This is a genomic window from Pseudomonas sp. H3_D04, from assembly GCF_054669175.1.
On the sequence record NZ_CP162801.1, the window covers coordinates 5,037,501 to 5,052,833 of the forward strand.

The window sequence follows — 15,333 nt, forward strand, 5'->3', positions numbered from 1 at the left end:
TCGATTCCGCGCTTCAGTTCACCGGCAGCATCTTCCAGGGTCTTGCCATGCTCTTCACTGATCAACTGGGCGATACGCGCTTCGTTCTGTTCCAGCAGTTGCTTGAAGCGGAACATCACCTGAGCACGTTTGGCCGGCGGCGTGTTACGCCAGGCCGGGAACGCAGCCTTGGCCGAGTCGATGGCTTTCTGAATCGTTTCGCGGCTGGCCAACGGCAGCTTGTGGATGGCTTGGCCGGTGGACGGGTTGAACACGTCGGCCGTGCGACCGTCTTCGGTCACCAGTTCGCCATTGATCAAATGCGGGATAAGGCTCATGCGGGGCTCCTGAAAATTTGTCCACGAGACGCCCTTCAAGGGGCGCCTCTATATAGAAGGGAAAATCAGTCGATTTTGTTCAGCACTTCGCCGACCGCGTCGAACAGACGATCAAGGTCTTGCGGCTTGCTGTTGAAGGTTGGGCCGAACTGCAGGGTGTCGCCGCCGAAGCGCACGTAGAACCCGGCTTTCCACAGAGCCATGCCCGCTTCGAACGGACGCACAATGGCGTCGCCATCACGCGGTGCGATTTGGATCGCGCCCGCCAGACCGTAGTTACGAATATCGATAATGTTTTTCGAGCCCTTCAGGCCGTGCAGCGCATTTTCGAAATGTGGCGCGACTTCAGCCACGTTCTGCACCAGGTTTTCCTTTTGCAGCAGGTCGAGTGCAGCCAGGCCAGCGGCGCAAGCCACCGGGTGCGCGGAGTAGGTGTAACCGTGCGGGAATTCCACCGCGTACTCTGGCGTCGCCTGGTTCATGAAGGTCTGGTAGATCTCGGAGCTGGCAATCACCGCACCCATCGGAATCGCGCCGTTGGTGACTTGCTTGGCGATGCACATCAGGTCCGGGGTCACACCGAAGCTGTCGGCGCCGAACATCGAACCGGTGCGGCCGAAACCGGTGATCACTTCGTCGAACACCAGCAGGATGTTGTGTTGATCGCAGATCTCGCGCAGACGCTTCAGATAACCCTGCGGCGGAACCAGCACGCCAGCGGAACCAGCCATTGGCTCGACGAATACGGCGGCGATGTTCGAAGCGTCATGCAGCTCGATCAGCTTGAGCAGTTCATCGGCCAAGGCGATACCGCCCTCCGTCGGCATACCACGGGAATAGGCATTGCTCGCCAGCAAGGTGTGCGGCAGGTGATCGACGTCCATCATCGCCTGACCGAACATTTTGCGGTTGCCGTTCACGCCACCGAGGCTGGTGCCGGCGATGTTCACACCGTGATAGCCACGGGCACGACCGATCATTTTGGTCTTGGTGGCCTGGCCTTTCAGACGCCAGTAAGCACGCACCATCTTCACCGCCGTGTCAGCGCACTCGGAGCCCGAGTCAGTGAAGAACACGTGATTCAGATTGCCCGGCGTGAGATCGGTGATTTTCTCGGCCAGTTGAAACGACAACGGATGGCCGTACTGGAAGCCTGGCGAGTAATCGAGGGTGCCCAACTGCTTGGCAACCGCTTCCTGGATTTCCTTGCGAGTGTGCCCGGCGCCGCAGGTCCACAGACCCGACAGCGAATCGTAGACCTTGCGCCCCTTGTCGTCCGTCAACCAACTGCCCTCAGCAGCAACGATCAGTCGTGGATCGCGCTGGAAATTACGGTTGGCGGTGTAGGGCATCCAGTGGGCATCGAGCTTGAGCTGGCTGGCCAAAGGAGATCGGGCGTTTTCGGGCAAGTTCATGGGCAAAACCTCGCAGGGCAATAAGCGGCATAGAGATCAAAAGCGTTCTTGCAGCTAAATTGCCACGAGGATAAAGTCGGTGAAATCCAACTCTTCTAACGTTCAGTCAGCCATCCACTAAACTTTGAGTAATTCAAGCATGAGCAGCCGTCGCCCCGATCCGCTGGCGCAAGTCAGTGACTTTGATATCCGCCTGCTTCGGATCTTTCGCAGTGTGGTGGAGTGCGGAGGCTTTTCTGCGGCAGAGTCGGTATTGGGGATCGGCCGCTCGGCCATCAGCCAGCAGATGAGCGATCTGGAACAGCGCCTCGGCCTGCGTTTATGCCAACGCGGTCGCGCCGGATTTTCCCTGACCGAGGAAGGTCGCGAGGTCTATCAATCGGCCTTGCAGCTATTAAGTGCGCTGGAAAGTTTTCGCACTGAGGTCAACGGCCTGCACCAACACTTGCGCGGCGAATTGACCATCGGCCTGACCGACAACCTGGTCACCCTGCCCCACATGCGCATCACCCATGCGCTGGCACAACTGAAGGAACGCGGGCCGGACGTGCAGATTCAGATCCGCATGATCGCGCCAAATGAAGTTGAACAAGGGGTGCTCGACGGTCGATTGCATGTCGGCGTGGTGCCGCAGGCCAGCGCACTGTCGGGGCTGGAATATCAGCCGCTTTATAGCGAACGCTCGCTGCTGTATTGCGCAGTCGGTCATCCGTTGTTTTATGTCGACGATAAACAACTGGATGACGAGCGCCTCAATAGCCAGGACGCCATCGCGCCGACCTTCCGATTGCCCGCGGAAATCCAGGCCCATTACCAGGCGCTCAATTGCACCGCCAGTGCCTCGGACCGTGAGGGCATGGCCTTCCTGATCCTGACCGGGCGCTTCATCGGCTACCTGCCGGATCATTACGCCAGCCTCTGGGTGCAGCAAGGTCGATTGCGGGCGCTGAAACCCAACGTGCGTTTTTATGACCTGAGCCTCGCATCGGTCACGCGCAAGGGCCGGCGCCCACATTTAGTGCTGGAAAGCTTCCTCGAAAGCCTGGCCGCGACACGTTGAAAGTGGCGAAAGCCGGCAGGAGCGAAGCTTGCTCGCGAAGACGGTGTGTCAGCTGTATTAATGTCGACTGACACGCCGCTTTTGCGAGCAGGCACTGCGCCTACAGGAATTGTGGTGTTCAGGTTTTATTGCGTCAGGACTTGTCTGGAGCTTGTGGGTGCGCTATCAACGCAGTGGCTACACCCATCCACTTGTCCGGAAGTGCCTATGACCTTTGAAGTCCCCGCTCACGGCGGCAAACCCGCCAGCCGCATTCGTCAGAAGAACGAAGAGACCATCATCAAAGCCGCCGAAGACGAATTTGCCCGTCACGGTTTCAAAGGCACCAGCATGAACACCATCGCCTTGAATGCCGGGTTGCCCAAGGCGAACCTGCATTATTACTTCACCAACAAACTCGGTTTGTACGTGGCGGTGTTGAGCAACATCCTTGAGTTATGGGACAGCACCTTTAATACCTTGACTGCCGAGGATGATCCGGCCGAAGCGCTGACGCGTTATATCCGCGCCAAAATGGAATTCTCCCGTCGCCAGCCGCAAGCCTCGCGGATCTTCGCCATGGAAGTGATCAGTGGCGGCGAATGCCTGACCGAGTATTTCAATCAGGACTATCGCGCCTGGTTCCAGGGCCGCGCGGCGGTGTTCCAAGCGTGGATCGACGCCGGCAAGATGGACCCGGTCGACCCGGTAAACCTGATCTTCCTGCTGTGGGGCAGTACCCAGCATTACGCCGACTTCGCCACCCAGATCTGCCGTGTCAGCGGCCGCACCAAGCTGACCAAGCAAGACATGGAAGACGCCGGCAACAACCTGATCCGCATCATCCTCAAGGGCTGCGGCCTCACGCCAGCTATCTAAGACACTTATGCCTTTTACCCTCAGCGGTTTTTGCGAATACCGCGAAGAGATTCGCAAAAGCCGTTTCATCACGTTCGCCACGTCGATCGCAAGCCCTGCCGACGCCCAGGCGTTCATCGATCAGTACAGCGACTTGAATGCCTCGCACAACTGCTGGGCCTGGAAGCTCGGCGACCAATACCGCAGCAATGACGATGGCGAACCGGGCGGCACCGCAGGACGACCGATTCTGGCGGCCATCGAAGCGCAGGACTGCGATCAGGTCGCAGTGCTGGTGATTCGTTGGTACGGCGGCATTCAATTGGGCACCGGCGGCCTCGCCCGGGCCTATGGCGGTGGCGCCAACAAGTGCCTGCAAGGCGCGGCGAAAGTCGAGCTGATCAGTCGGGTGCTGGTGAGCTGTACCTGTGCGTTTGGTGAGTTGGCGCTGGTGAAACTGCGCGTCGCTGAATCGGGTGGTTTGGTGGTGGAAGAAACCTTCACCGCCAACGGCGTGGACTTGCAATTGGCGATCGGCAAAGAGCACATCACAACCCTGCAAACTCAGCTCGCCGACCTGAGTCGCGGGCGCATTGTGTTGCAGCACTGATCGCACCAACACCGTTCACCGCCCTTTTATCGAGCCTGTTCAGATGCCCACATCTGCTGTGCACCCGGCTGTGGATAACCTGAGCACATCCTGCTGTAACCCTTCTGTCATGCGGCTTTGCGGGCTTTGCTCATTTTTCGTCCAACTTTCCATACAAACCACTAATTTCACGAAAAAACAAACAGTTAGCGTCGGTTATCACCTTTAGAAGATAGCCGCACAGTGCTTATGCCCGTGCTTTCGGCTTGCGCACAAATACTGTGGAACAACCTGTGGATAACCCGTTCATGACTGGCTCTGCCCTATATCCGGCATAGGTTGCGGTGTGTTGCTCGTTTTTTGATCAATACCCGACGGGCAAAATCAGAGCCTGATCAAGCACTTTGCCCCTAAGTAGTGCTTGATCGACGATCAAAAGATGGCGAGGCCGCGCCCTCAATGCCTTTGCCAGCAAGGATTTTCGGTTTTCCTGACTCAATGGCCAGGAAATTGCTTTATCCACAGGCATAACTCCTATCGACCCGAGCCTGTCATGCCCAACCCCGTGCCGATCCCCGATCAAACGCCTCGACTGCAACTGCGCAAAATCAGCAAACGTTACCCCGGCTGCCTGGCCAACGACGCCATCGACCTGAGCATTGCTCCCGGTGAAATCCACGCCCTGCTCGGCGAAAACGGTGCGGGCAAAAGTACGTTGATGAAGATCATCTATGGCGTCACACACGCCGATTCCGGGGAAATGATCTGGCAGGGCGGGCGCGTGAACATGCGCAATCCGGCGCAGGCTCGCGCACTGGGGATCGGCATGGTGTTCCAGCACTTCTCGCTGTTCGAAACCCTCAGCGTGGCGCAGAACATTGCCCTGGCAATGGGTGCGGCGTCCGGCACGCCGAAGCAGCTTGAGCCAAAAATTCGTGAAGTCTCCCGACGCTACGGCATGGCGCTGGAACCGGAGCGCCTTGTCCATAGCCTGTCGATCGGCGAGCGGCAACGGGTGGAAATCGTTCGTTGCTTGATGCAGGACATCCGCCTGCTGATTCTCGATGAGCCGACTTCCGTGCTTACGCCGCAGGAGGCTGACGACCTCTTCATCACCCTGCGCCGGCTCGCGGCCGAGGGTTGCAGCATTCTGTTCATCAGCCACAAGCTCGGTGAAGTGCGCGCGTTATGTCACAGCGCTACGGTGCTGCGCGGCGGTCGGGTGGCCGGGCATTGCGTGCCGGCCGAGTGTTCGGATCAGCAATTGGCGAGGTTGATGGTGGGGGAAGCCGCCGAGCTGATTACCGATTATCCGAAGGTGATCGGCGGTGACTCGTTTTTGAATGTGAGCGGATTGTCGTGGCACAACCCGGACCCGTTCGGCTGCTCCCTGACGGACATTGGCCTCGAAGTGCGCAGCGGCGAGATCGTCGGTATCGCCGGTGTTGCAGGCAATGGTCAGGATGAATTGCTGGCCCTGCTCAGCGGTGAAGAACGGTTGAGCCGAAACGATAACGGGACGATCCGTTTCGGCGGGCAGCCGGTCGCCGATTTGCGGCCCGATGCGCGACGCCACCTCGGCCTCGCGTTCGTTCCCGCCGAGCGTTTGGGCCACGGCGCGGTGCCCGAACTGAGCCTCGCCAACAACGCCCTGCTCACCGCGTTTCAACAAGGGCTGGTCAGCAACGGCCTGATTCAGCGCGCCAAGGTCGAAGCCTTGGCGGCAGAAATCATCCGCCGCTTTGGTGTGAAAACACCCGATACCCAAGCGCCGGCCCGCAGTCTGTCCGGCGGCAATTTGCAGAAATTCATCCTCGGCCGCGAGATCCTTCAGCAACCGAAATTGCTGGTGGCCGCGCACCCGACCTGGGGCGTGGACGTCGGCGCCGCCGCCACCATTCACCGAGCGTTGATTGCCTTGCGCGATGCCGGTGCGGCGATCCTGGTGATCAGCGAAGACCTCGACGAATTGTTCCAGATCAGCGACCGGCTCGGTGCCTTGTGCAGCGGACGCCTGTCGCCGCTCAGGGCCACGGTCGACACGCGCCTGATCGATGTCGGCGGCTGGATGGCCGGCCAGTTCGACGCCCCTCAAACACTCGCATCCGCAACGGTTTAACGGAGTTTCACATGCTGCTTTCTCTCGAACCCCGTGGCCAGCAATCGCGCCTGATGCTGTGGTGCTCGCCGTTGCTGGCCGCGGCCCTGACATTGGGCTGCGGCTCGTTGTTGTTTATTGCGTTGGGTCATGACCCGCTGCTCACGCTGCACACCCTGCTGATTGCGCCGGTCAGCGACTTGTATGGTGTCTCCGAACTGTTGGTCAAAGCGTTGCCTATTTTGCTCTGCGCGCTGGGGCTGGCCGTGGCGTATCAGGCGCGGATCTGGAACATCGGCGCCGAAGGCCAATTGCTGCTCGGCGCCCTGGCCGGCAGTGCGCTGGCGGTGAATATCATCGATATGCACAGTCGCTGGGCGCTGGTGCTGATCCTGCTGGTCGGCACGTTGGCCGGTGCCGCGTGGGGCGGGCTGACGGCGTGGTTGCGCACGCGTTTCAATGCCAACGAAATCCTCACCAGCATCATGCTCAATTACATCGCGCTGAACCTGCTGCTGTTCTGCGTGCATGGGCCGTTGAAGGACCCGGCCGGGTTCAACTTTCCGGAGTCGGCGATGTTCGGCGATGCCAGCCGTTTGCCGCTGTTGATGGAAGACGGTCGGGTTCACGCCGGGGTGTATTTCGCCCTGCTCGCGTTGGTGGCGGTCTGGGTTTTGCTGCAAAAAAGCTTTGTCGGTTTCCAGATAAAAGTGCTCGGGCTGGACAAGCGTGCAGCGGGTTTCGTCGGGTTTCGCGAGAAGCGGCTGATCTGGCTGGCGCTGTTGATCAGCGGCGGATTGGCAGGGCTGGCCGGAGTGAGCGAAGTCACCGGGCCGATCGGCCAACTGGTGCCGCAGGTCTCGCCGGGTTATGGCTATGCCGCTATCACGGTGGCGTTTCTAGGGCGGCTCAACCCCATCGGCATTCTGTTTTCCAGCCTGCTGATGGCGTTGCTGTACATCGGCGGCGAGAGCGCGCAGATGAGCATGAACCTGCCGCAAGCCATCACCCAGTTGTTCCAGGGAATGATGCTGTTTTTCCTGTTGGCCAGTGACGTGCTGATTCTTTACCGACCGCGTTTGAACCTGCGCTGGACTCGCCGCACACAAGCCACCGCTGCACACGCCGGAGCGCTGTGATGGATATCGACCTGCTGAGCAATATTTTCTACGCCATGGTCCGTTGCGGCACGCCGTTGCTGTTGGTGGCCCTGGGCGAATTGATCTGTGAGAAAAGCGGCGTCCTGAATCTGGGTCAGGAAGGCATGATGCTGTTTGGCGCAGTGATCGGTTTTATCGTCGCCCTGAACAGCGGCAACCTGTGGCTTGGCGTGTTGCTGGCGATGCTCGCCGGGATGCTGTTGTCGTCGCTGTTTGCGCTGGTGGCGCTGGTGTTCAATGCCAATCAGGTGGCCACCGGATTGGCGCTGACGATTTTCGGCGTGGGCCTGTCGACGTTTGTCGGCGCGGCGTGGGTCGGTAAACCACTGGCCGGTTTTGAGCCGGTGGCGATTCCTTACCTGAGTGAAATCCCTTTGATCGGGCGAATGCTGTTCGCCCAGGATCTGCTGGTGTACCTGTCGTTCGCGCTGTTTGCGCTGGTGGCGTGGGTGATTCTGAAAAGTCGCGTCGGGCTGATCTTACAAGCGGTCGGGGAAAGCCCGGAGGCGGCCAGTGCCATGGGCTTGCCGGTGTTGGGTGTGCGTGCATTGGCGGTGCTGTTTGGCGGCGCGATGGCCGGTTTGGCGGGGGCTTATTTGTCCCTGGCCTATACGCCGATGTGGGCGGAAAACATGAGTGCCGGCCGTGGCTGGATTGCCTTGGCGCTGGTGGTGTTTGCCAGTTGGCGAGTGTGGCGATTGCTGCTGGGGGCGTACCTGTTCGGGCTCGCGAGCATCCTGCACCTGGTGGCGCAGGGGTTGGGGCTGGCGATTCCGTCGAGCCTGTTGGCGATGTTGCCGTATGTCGCGACCATTGTGGTGTTGGTGCTGTTGTCGCGGGACGCGGTGCGCACACGGTTGTATGCGCCGGTGTCGTTGGGGCAGCCGTGGCAGGCGGGGCATTAAGGTTGACCCGGCCGGCCTCTTCGCGGGCAAGTCGGATCGCCGCGCCGCTCGCTCCTACAGGTCCAGTGCCGATTTCACGGATTGCGCAAACCTGTAGGCGCGAGGCTTGCCCGCGAAGGCTGCCGAACCGGCAACACTTGAGCCACGCCCCACGCCAATTCAAAGACCAGAAAAATCACCAACAGCGAACTGGCGCCATGGACCAAGGCATAAAGCTGCCAAGCCGAAAACAGAAACCGCCCCACCGCGTCATACCGCCCAAACACCTGCTGCGGATCACGAATCCGCAGCATCGCCCAGACACACACAATCGACCCCAGCAGATTCGCCATCAACATGTGCATCGGCTCGAACGGCGGCAACTCGCCCGGCAAATCGAACGCCTGACTCACACTCAACAACACCCCGTGCAACGCGGCAAAACTCCACGGCGTGATAAACGCTGCCGTCACGATCAAGTCATACCAGGCGCTGCCCCGCACCACCCGGCGATATTGCGTTGAAGTCCACATCGGCCTTGCTCCATAAATTCAGGGAGCAACAAGGCTAAAGCCTGGAGTATGCTCCAAGGTCAAGCCCCTCTTGAGACGTCATGATGCGCATCGGTGAATTAGCCCAGGCCAGCGCCGTCAGCCGCGACACGCTGCGCTTCTACGAGCAGCGCGGACTGATCGCCGCACAACGCAGTGCCAACGGCTATCGCGACTACCCGCCAGACATGGTGCAACTGGTGTTGTACATCAAGACGGCTCAGCGGTTGGGCTTTACCCTCGGCGAGATCGGCAACAGCGTCGCCTCGATCTGGCAATCGCCGGATCCTGACAGCGCCGTCACACAGTTGCTGCAAGACAAACTCAAGCTGATTGAAACCCGTATGGACGAACTCGGTGCATTGCGCCACGAGTTGCAACAACGGCTCGGTCAGCGTTGTCCACTGAGCCCATGATCCTCACTTATCAAGGAAGCCACTCATGTCCAAGGCAAAAACCGCACTCATCATCGGTGCCTCCCGGGGCCTGGGCCTCGGCCTGGTGAAAACCCTGCTGGCCGACGGCTGGCAAGTCACCGCCACCGTGCGCAACCCGCAGAACGCCGAGGCGCTGCAGGCGTTGGGCAAGGTGCGGATCGAGAAGCTCGACATGGACGATCAGCAGGCGGTCATCGCCCTGAGCCAACAGCTCAAGGGTGAAGTGTTCGATTTGCTATTCGTGAATGCCGGGGTCAAGGGGCCGGACGTTCAGACGCCGGGCGGCGCGACGTTGGCCGAGGTCGGTCAATTGTTCTTCACCAACGCCGTGGCGCCGATCAACCTGGCACAACGTTTTGCCGGGCAGATTCGCCCGGAGACCGGCGTGCTGGCGTTCATGAGCTCGGTGCTGGGCAGCGTGACCATGCCGGACGCGCCGGAGCTGGCGTTGTACAAGGCCAGTAAAGCGGCGCTGAATTCCATGACCAACAGCTTCGTTACGCAACTGGGCGAGCAGAAACTCACCGTGCTGTCGTTGCATCCGGGTTGGGTGAAGACCGACATGGGCGGTGAAGGCGCCGATATCGACGTAGAAACCAGTACGCGCGGGTTGGTCGATCAGGTGAATGCGTACACCGGCAAGGGTGGACATCACTTCGTGAACTACAGAGGCGAAACCATTCCCTGGTAAACACCACCCTCGCGCCTACAGGATTTCATTCCACATAAGGTTTGCGTCGTCTGGTCGGGCAGGACTTGCCGGCCAGGCGGTTTTGTTTGAAACTCCGCACCTCGTCCCCGCGGCGACCCTGGATCAGCAGACAGGGTAATCACTGAGCTGGCTAACCTGAACCCCACTTTCAGAGGAGCCGGCCAACATGCCTGCGACCCGTACCTGGCTAAAAAATCCCCTCGCCATTTTCACTGCCAATGACCTCGATGCCCGTGGCGGCCTGGTGGTGCAAGACGGCGTGATCGTCGAAGTGCTCGCCGCTGGCCAGCAACCGTCCGCGCCCTGCGGACACGTCTTCGATGCCCGCGAGAATGTGATCCTGCCGGGACTGATCAACACCCATCACCACTTCTATCAAACCCTGACCCGCGCCTGGGCGCCGGTGGTCAATCAGCCGTTGTTCCCGTGGCTGAAAACCCTCTACCCGGTCTGGGCCCGCCTCACCCCTGAGAAACTCGCCCTCGCCACGAAAGTCGCGCTGGCTGAGTTGCTGCTGTCCGGCTGCACCACCGCCGCCGATCACCACTACCTGTTCCCGGAAGGCCTGGAAAACGCGATCGACGTGCAAGTCGAAAGCGTTCGCGAACTGGGCATGCGCGCCATGCTGACGCGCGGGTCCATGAGCCTGGGTGAAAAGGACGGCGGCCTGCCACCGCAGCAGACCGTGCAGGAAGGCGAAGTGATCCTCGCGGACAGCCAGCGCTTGATCGCCGAGTACCACGAGCGTGGTGATGGTGCGCAAATCCAGATCGCCCTGGCGCCGTGTTCACCGTTTTCGGTGACACCGGAAATCATGTCCGCCAGCGCCGAACTGGCAAACAAACTCGACGTGCGTCTGCACACGCACTTGGCCGAAACCCTCGACGAAGAAGACTTCTGCCTGCAACGCTTCGGCCTGCGCACCGTGGATTATCTGGACAGCGTCGGCTGGCTCGGGCCACGCACCTGGCTCGCGCACGGCATCCACTTCAACCCGGACGAAATCGCCCGCCTCGGCGCCGCCGGCACCGGGATCTGCCATTGCCCGAGTTCGAACATGCGCCTGGCCTCCGGCATTTGCCCGACCCTGGACCTGACCGCTGCCGGTGCGTTGCTCGGCCTGGGCGTGGATGGATCGGCGTCCAACGATGCGTCGAACATGATGCTCGAAACCCGTCAGGCGCTATACATTCAGCGGCTACGTTATGGCGCGCAGAAGATCACCCCGGAACTGGTTCTGGGTTGGGCTACCAAGGGTTCGGCGAGTTTGTTGGGGCGTTCCGATATCGGCGAACTGGCGGTGGGCAAGCAGGCGGATCTGGCGTTGTTCAAGCTCGATGAGCTGCGCTTCTCCGGTAGTCATGATCCGGTGTCGGCGTTGCTGCTGTGCGGTGCTGATCGCGCGGATCGGGTGATGATTGGTGGCAAATGGCGGGTGATTGACGGGCAGGTTGAAGGGCTGGATCTCAAAGGCCTGATCGCCGATCACAGCCAGGCGGCCCGGCAGCTAATCGCCGGCGTCTGATACAACACAAATCAAACTGTAGGAGTGAGCCTGCTCGCGATAGCGGTGTGTCAGACACCCTCAATGTCGACTGACACACCGCTATCGCGAGCAGGCTCACTCCTACAGGGGATTTGTGGTGTGTTTAGAGGCCCAGCAGCGACAACATGATGAACGTCGCAAACAACACAAAATGGGTCATGCCTTCGATGGCATTGGTTTCGCCGTCGTTGAGGTTGATTGCGCTGACGATCAGGGTGAGGAAGATCATCACCGTCTGCACCGGGGTCATCGCCATCTGAAACGGCTGGCCAGTGTAGAGCGCCATCGCTTCCATCACCGGCACCGTCAGGATCACCGTCGACAATGACGCGCCCATGGCGATGTTGACCACCGATTGCATGCGGTTGGCCAAGGCCGCGCGCAATGCCGTCAGAATCTCCGGCGCCGCGGAAATGGCCGCCACCAGAATCGCCGTAATCACCGGCGGAGCACCCGTGCCTTCCAGGCCCAGGTCGAGGGTCTTGGACATCACTTCGGCCAAGGCGCCGATCACCACAACGCCGAACACCAACGTGCCGATACTCAGCGCCAGATTGACCGGTTCAGGTTCCTCCTCCGGGACTTTCCTGCGGCGTTTTTCCGGGTAGCTGTAGCTGAAGAAGTAACTGTGCGGCCCGACCTGCATACGCAGGAACAGGGTGTAGAGCACGACCATCGCGCCAATCGTGAACGCCGAATACAGCTTCCAGTTAGCTTCGGGAATGAACTCCGGCACCACCATGGAAACGCCCATTGCGGTGAGGATCATCACGCTGTAACTGCGGGCCGAGTCGTCGTTGTACGACTGCTCACCGTGCTTGATCCCACCCATCAACGCGGCCAGGCCGAGGATGCCGTTGATGTCGAGCATCACCGCCGAGTAAATCGTGTCGCGCACCAGGGTTGGCGAGGCTTCGTTACTCATCATGATCGCCAGGATCACCACTTCCACCAGCACCGCGGCCAGGGTCAGGATCATGGTGCCGTAAGGGTCGCCGACTTTTTCCGCGAGCAGTTCGGCGTGATGGGCGACACGCATGGAGGCGGCGACGATGAAGGCAATCAGCACCAGGCCAGCGGTCAGCGCGATGGGCTGGCCGCTGTGCAGCATCCAGTGTTCCAGTGGATAAGCGACGAGCGCGGCAATCACGGCCAGCAACAGAAACTTTTCTTGCTTGAGGAGTGTGAGCATTGCGGGCCTTTTGTGCCGAGTGAAGCGATCAGGGTGATGAGCTACTGACTGCGGGGCGGCGCTAACGTTTCGTTACACCTTAGCGCACCAGTGGATGGCAGCAGGTTTGACACGTGCACTTTTATTGGCCTTGGGGGCTCTTCGCGGGCAAGCCTCGCTCCTACAGGTTGGCGTCGCTCTTGTAGGAGCGAGGCTGGCCCGCGAAGGCCATTACACGGTTTCGGCGTTTTTGTTGTCCTGTTGGTCAGCAATTTGCATTGCCTCTGCCCACCTCACAACAACATGGAGTTCGAATTCATGCACAAACGTCCGTTGAAGAAGCTGCTTTGCGCCGTTGCCGCGGCTATTGGTCTGAGCGCGAGCCTGACCGCCAGCGCCGCCGACCCGCTGAAAGTCGGCTTCGTCTATATCGGCCCGATTGGTGACCACGGCTGGACGTATCAGCATGAACAGGGGCGCAAGGCGCTGGCCGAGAAGTTCGGCAATCAGATCACCACCAACTATGTGGAGAACGTCGCCGAAGGTGCCGACGCCGAGCGAGTGATCCGCAACATGGCCAAGGACAACTACGACCTGATCTTCACCACGTCGTTCGGCTACATGAACCCGACCCTGAAAGTCGCCAAGCAGTTTCCCAAGGTGACCTTCGAACACGCCACCGGCTACAAGCAGGACAAGAACCTGGGCACCTACCTGGCGCGCACGTATGAAGGTCGCTACGTCGGCGGTTTCCTCGCGGCGAAGATGACCAAGACCAAGAAGATCGGCTACGTCGCGTCCTTCCCTATCCCTGAGGTGATCCGCGATATCAACGCTATTCAACTGGCCCTGAACAAATACAACCCAGGCACCGAGATCAAGGTGGTATGGGTCAACTCGTGGTTCGATCCGGGCAAGGAAGCCGACGCCGCCAACGCACTGATCGACCAGGGCGTCGACGTGGTGTTCCAGCACACCGACAGCCCGGCACCGATTCAGGCAGCCGAACGCCGCGGCGTGTATGCCGTGGGCTACGCTTCGGACATGGCGCACTTCGGGCCGAAAGCGGTGCTGACGTCGATCGTCAACGACTGGGGGCCGCATTACATTCAAGCGACCCAAAGCGTGCTCGACCACACCTGGAAATCGCAGGATTACTGGGGCGGTTTGAAAGAAGGCACAGTTGAACTGCCGATCAGCGACCTGGTGCCAGCGGCGGTGAAAACCGAGGCCGAGCAGATCATTGCGGACATCAAGAGCGGCGCCTTCCACCCGTTCACCGGGCCGATCAAGGATCAGGCCGGCACCGAAAAAATCCCGACGGGCGCGACGGCAAGCAATGCGGAACTGGCGTCGATGAACTACTACGTTGAAGGGATGAAGGCCGATATTCCGAAGTAGCTCCCCAACCCAACACAAAACCTTGTAGCAGTGAGCCTGCTCGCGATGGCGGAGTGTCAGACGCTATCAATGTCGACTGACACGCCGCGATCGCGAGCAGGCTCACTCCTACAATGAATTTTCAGCGTCCTTGAGAATTGCGCATGAACCAACTTCCGATCATCGACATCGCCCCGCTCTATAGCGAAGACCAACACGCTTGGAAGTCCGTTGCCGAAAAGATCGACCGCGCCTGCCGCGACTGGGGCTTTTTCTACATCAAGGGGCATCCGATCTCCGCGTCACGCATCCACGCTGTGCTCGACCATGCCCAACGCTTCTTCGCCTTGCCCACCGCCGAAAAGCTCAAGATCGACATCACCCAGACTCGCCACCATCGCGGCTACGGTGCCATCGCCACCGAGCAACTCGACCCGAGCAAACCCAGCGACCTGAAAGAAACCTTCGACATGGGCCTGCACCTGCCGGCCGACCACCCGCAAGTACTGGCGGAAAAACCGCTGCGCGGTCCCAACCGCCATCCCTCGATGCCCGGCTGGGAAGTGCTGATGGAACAGCATTACATCGACATGCAGGCCCTCGCCCAAACCCTGCTGCGTGCCATGACCCTGGCGCTGAACATCGAGCGCGACTTCTTCGACACGCGCTTCAATGAACCGGTCAGCGTGCTGCGGATGATCCATTATCCGCCGCGCCATACCGCCAGCTCCGAGGAGCAGCAAGGCGCCGGCGCCCACACCGATTACGGCTGCATTACCCTGCTGTACCAGGACGCCGCCGGTGGCCTGCAAGTGCGCAACGTCAAAGGCGAATGGATCGATGCGCCGCCGATCGAAGGCACGTTCGTGGTCAACCTCGGCGACATGATGGCCCGCTGGAGCAATGACCGTTACCTGTCGACGCCGCACCGGGTGATCAGCCCGCTGGGCGTCGATCGTTACTCGATGCCATTCTTCGCCGAACCACACCCCGATACGCCCATTGAATGCCTGCCCGGTTGCCAGGACGAATCGCACCCGGCGAAGTACCCGGCCACTACCTGCGCTGAATTCCTTCTCTCGCGCTTCGCCGAGACCTACGCCTATCGACGGGAACAGGCCGTGGTGTGATGAACCGGCTGGTCAGGTTTTGCTAATTGTTTCTACGGGCATCTGT

15 protein-coding genes (1 of these 15 cut by a window edge) are annotated in these 15,333 nt (G+C 60.1%); 11 read left to right on the forward strand and 4 right to left on the reverse strand.

All coding sequences use genetic code 11. The features are described from left to right. Both AB4N91_RS23315 and aptA read right to left on the reverse strand, forming a co-directional pair. On the reverse strand, positions 1 to 317 hold the start of the coding sequence (locus AB4N91_RS23315; RefSeq protein ID WP_010463762.1) for a CoA-acylating methylmalonate-semialdehyde dehydrogenase. Its footprint begins 1,177 nt before the window's first position; only the first 317 of its 1,494 coding nucleotides appear in the window; its start codon is at positions 315 to 317; its stop codon lies beyond the left edge, outside the window. A gap of 65 nt (positions 318 to 382) precedes the next feature. Continuing rightward, on the reverse strand, positions 383 to 1,732 hold the full coding sequence (gene aptA / locus AB4N91_RS23320) for an omega-aminotransferase AptA (protein ID WP_010463764.1): 1,350 nt from the start codon (positions 1,730 to 1,732) through the stop codon (positions 383 to 385). A 139-nt stretch (positions 1,733 to 1,871) separates the two neighbouring features. On the opposite strand from aptA, the gene AB4N91_RS23325 reads away from it, so the two are divergent. From AB4N91_RS23325 to AB4N91_RS23350, 6 genes are all read left to right on the forward strand, one after another. Beyond that, positions 1,872 to 2,792 (forward strand): LysR family transcriptional regulator, encoded by a 921-nt coding sequence (locus tag AB4N91_RS23325; RefSeq protein ID WP_010463766.1) that lies wholly within the window; start codon positions 1,872 to 1,874, stop codon positions 2,790 to 2,792. Positions 2,793 to 2,999: 207 nt separating this feature from the next. Then, entirely contained in the window at positions 3,000 to 3,650 is a 651-nt protein-coding gene (locus AB4N91_RS23330) for a TetR/AcrR family transcriptional regulator (protein WP_010463768.1), read from the forward strand. Between the two features lie 7 nt (positions 3,651 to 3,657). Beyond that, positions 3,658 to 4,239, forward strand: coding sequence for an IMPACT family protein (locus tag AB4N91_RS23335; protein WP_460111807.1), 582 nt, complete (start codon positions 3,658 to 3,660; stop codon positions 4,237 to 4,239). 532 nt (positions 4,240 to 4,771) lie between these two features. Next, a complete protein-coding gene (locus AB4N91_RS23340) occupies positions 4,772 to 6,337 on the forward strand; it encodes an ABC transporter ATP-binding protein (RefSeq protein WP_221108193.1) in 1,566 nt (521 codons plus the stop codon). An 11-nt stretch (positions 6,338 to 6,348) separates the two neighbouring features. Continuing rightward, complete coding sequence (locus tag AB4N91_RS23345; protein WP_102595208.1) at positions 6,349 to 7,455, forward strand: ABC transporter permease; 1,107 nt, start codon at positions 6,349 to 6,351, stop codon at positions 7,453 to 7,455. Continuing rightward, positions 7,455 to 8,381 (forward strand): ABC transporter permease, encoded by a 927-nt coding sequence (locus tag AB4N91_RS23350; RefSeq protein ID WP_010463775.1) that lies wholly within the window; start codon positions 7,455 to 7,457, stop codon positions 8,379 to 8,381. The genes AB4N91_RS23345 and AB4N91_RS23350 overlap by 1 nt, the downstream gene beginning before the upstream one ends. A 74-nt stretch (positions 8,382 to 8,455) precedes the next feature. Here the strand turns inward: AB4N91_RS23350 and AB4N91_RS23355 are convergent, their stop codons facing one another. Continuing rightward, a complete protein-coding gene (locus AB4N91_RS23355; protein ID WP_460111808.1) occupies positions 8,456 to 8,893 on the reverse strand; it encodes a hypothetical protein in 438 nt (145 codons plus the stop codon). 83 nt (positions 8,894 to 8,976) lie between these two features. Here AB4N91_RS23355 and AB4N91_RS23360 point away from each other — a divergent pair, with 83 nt between their 5' ends. The 3 genes from AB4N91_RS23360 to AB4N91_RS23370 all read left to right on the forward strand — a co-directional run bounded on the left by AB4N91_RS23360 (position 8,977) and on the right by AB4N91_RS23370 (position 11,585). Next, positions 8,977 to 9,327 carry a MerR family transcriptional regulator gene (locus tag AB4N91_RS23360; RefSeq protein WP_010463778.1) on the forward strand — a complete coding sequence of 117 codons (351 nt, stop codon included), beginning with the start codon at positions 8,977 to 8,979 and terminating at the stop codon, positions 9,325 to 9,327. Between the two features lie 25 nt (positions 9,328 to 9,352). Then, complete coding sequence (locus AB4N91_RS23365) at positions 9,353 to 10,039, forward strand: SDR family oxidoreductase (protein ID WP_010463780.1); 687 nt, start codon at positions 9,353 to 9,355, stop codon at positions 10,037 to 10,039. A gap of 187 nt (positions 10,040 to 10,226) precedes the next feature. Further along, the gene (locus tag AB4N91_RS23370) at positions 10,227 to 11,585 is read left to right on the forward strand and encodes an 8-oxoguanine deaminase (RefSeq protein WP_460111809.1); all 1,359 of its coding nucleotides are present in this window, start codon (positions 10,227 to 10,229) and stop codon (positions 11,583 to 11,585) included. Positions 11,586 to 11,709: 124 nt separating this feature from the next. Here AB4N91_RS23370 and AB4N91_RS23375 read toward each other — a convergent pair whose 3' ends face one another. Then, a complete protein-coding gene (locus AB4N91_RS23375) occupies positions 11,710 to 12,798 on the reverse strand; it encodes a calcium:cation antiporter (protein WP_460111810.1) in 1,089 nt (362 codons plus the stop codon). 297 nt (positions 12,799 to 13,095) lie between these two features. On the opposite strand from AB4N91_RS23375, the gene AB4N91_RS23380 reads away from it, so the two are divergent. Together AB4N91_RS23380 and AB4N91_RS23385 are read left to right on the forward strand one after the other, a co-directional pair. Then, entirely contained in the window at positions 13,096 to 14,178 is a 1,083-nt protein-coding gene (locus AB4N91_RS23380; protein WP_010463786.1) for a BMP family ABC transporter substrate-binding protein, read from the forward strand. Positions 14,179 to 14,321: 143 nt separating this feature from the next. Next, the gene (locus AB4N91_RS23385; RefSeq protein WP_077750218.1) at positions 14,322 to 15,287 is read left to right on the forward strand and encodes an isopenicillin N synthase family dioxygenase; all 966 of its coding nucleotides are present in this window, start codon (positions 14,322 to 14,324) and stop codon (positions 15,285 to 15,287) included. The last annotated feature ends 46 nt before the right edge of the window (positions 15,288 to 15,333 follow it).

What these genes read in the sequence shown, in the direction of transcription:
- aptA (WP_010463764.1), bottom strand. Translation starts at nt 1,732, where the DNA reads ATGAACTTGCCCGAAAACGCCCGATCTCCTTTGGCCAGCCAGCTCAAG.
- AB4N91_RS23325 (WP_010463766.1), top strand. Translation starts at nt 1,872, where the DNA reads ATGAGCAGCCGTCGCCCCGATCCGCTGGCGCAAGTCAGTGACTTTGAT.
- AB4N91_RS23330 (WP_010463768.1), top strand. Translation starts at nt 3,000, where the DNA reads ATGACCTTTGAAGTCCCCGCTCACGGCGGCAAACCCGCCAGCCGCATT.
- AB4N91_RS23335 (WP_460111807.1), top strand. Translation starts at nt 3,658, where the DNA reads ATGCCTTTTACCCTCAGCGGTTTTTGCGAATACCGCGAAGAGATTCGC.
- AB4N91_RS23340 (WP_221108193.1), top strand. Translation starts at nt 4,772, where the DNA reads ATGCCCAACCCCGTGCCGATCCCCGATCAAACGCCTCGACTGCAACTG.
- AB4N91_RS23345 (WP_102595208.1), top strand. Translation starts at nt 6,349, where the DNA reads ATGCTGCTTTCTCTCGAACCCCGTGGCCAGCAATCGCGCCTGATGCTG.
- AB4N91_RS23350 (WP_010463775.1), top strand. Translation starts at nt 7,455, where the DNA reads ATGGATATCGACCTGCTGAGCAATATTTTCTACGCCATGGTCCGTTGC.
- AB4N91_RS23355 (WP_460111808.1), bottom strand. Translation starts at nt 8,893, where the DNA reads ATGTGGACTTCAACGCAATATCGCCGGGTGGTGCGGGGCAGCGCCTGG.
- AB4N91_RS23360 (WP_010463778.1), top strand. Translation starts at nt 8,977, where the DNA reads ATGCGCATCGGTGAATTAGCCCAGGCCAGCGCCGTCAGCCGCGACACG.
- AB4N91_RS23365 (WP_010463780.1), top strand. Translation starts at nt 9,353, where the DNA reads ATGTCCAAGGCAAAAACCGCACTCATCATCGGTGCCTCCCGGGGCCTG.
- AB4N91_RS23370 (WP_460111809.1), top strand. Translation starts at nt 10,227, where the DNA reads ATGCCTGCGACCCGTACCTGGCTAAAAAATCCCCTCGCCATTTTCACT.
- AB4N91_RS23375 (WP_460111810.1), bottom strand. Translation starts at nt 12,798, where the DNA reads ATGCTCACACTCCTCAAGCAAGAAAAGTTTCTGTTGCTGGCCGTGATT.
- AB4N91_RS23380 (WP_010463786.1), top strand. Translation starts at nt 13,096, where the DNA reads ATGCACAAACGTCCGTTGAAGAAGCTGCTTTGCGCCGTTGCCGCGGCT.
- AB4N91_RS23385 (WP_077750218.1), top strand. Translation starts at nt 14,322, where the DNA reads ATGAACCAACTTCCGATCATCGACATCGCCCCGCTCTATAGCGAAGAC.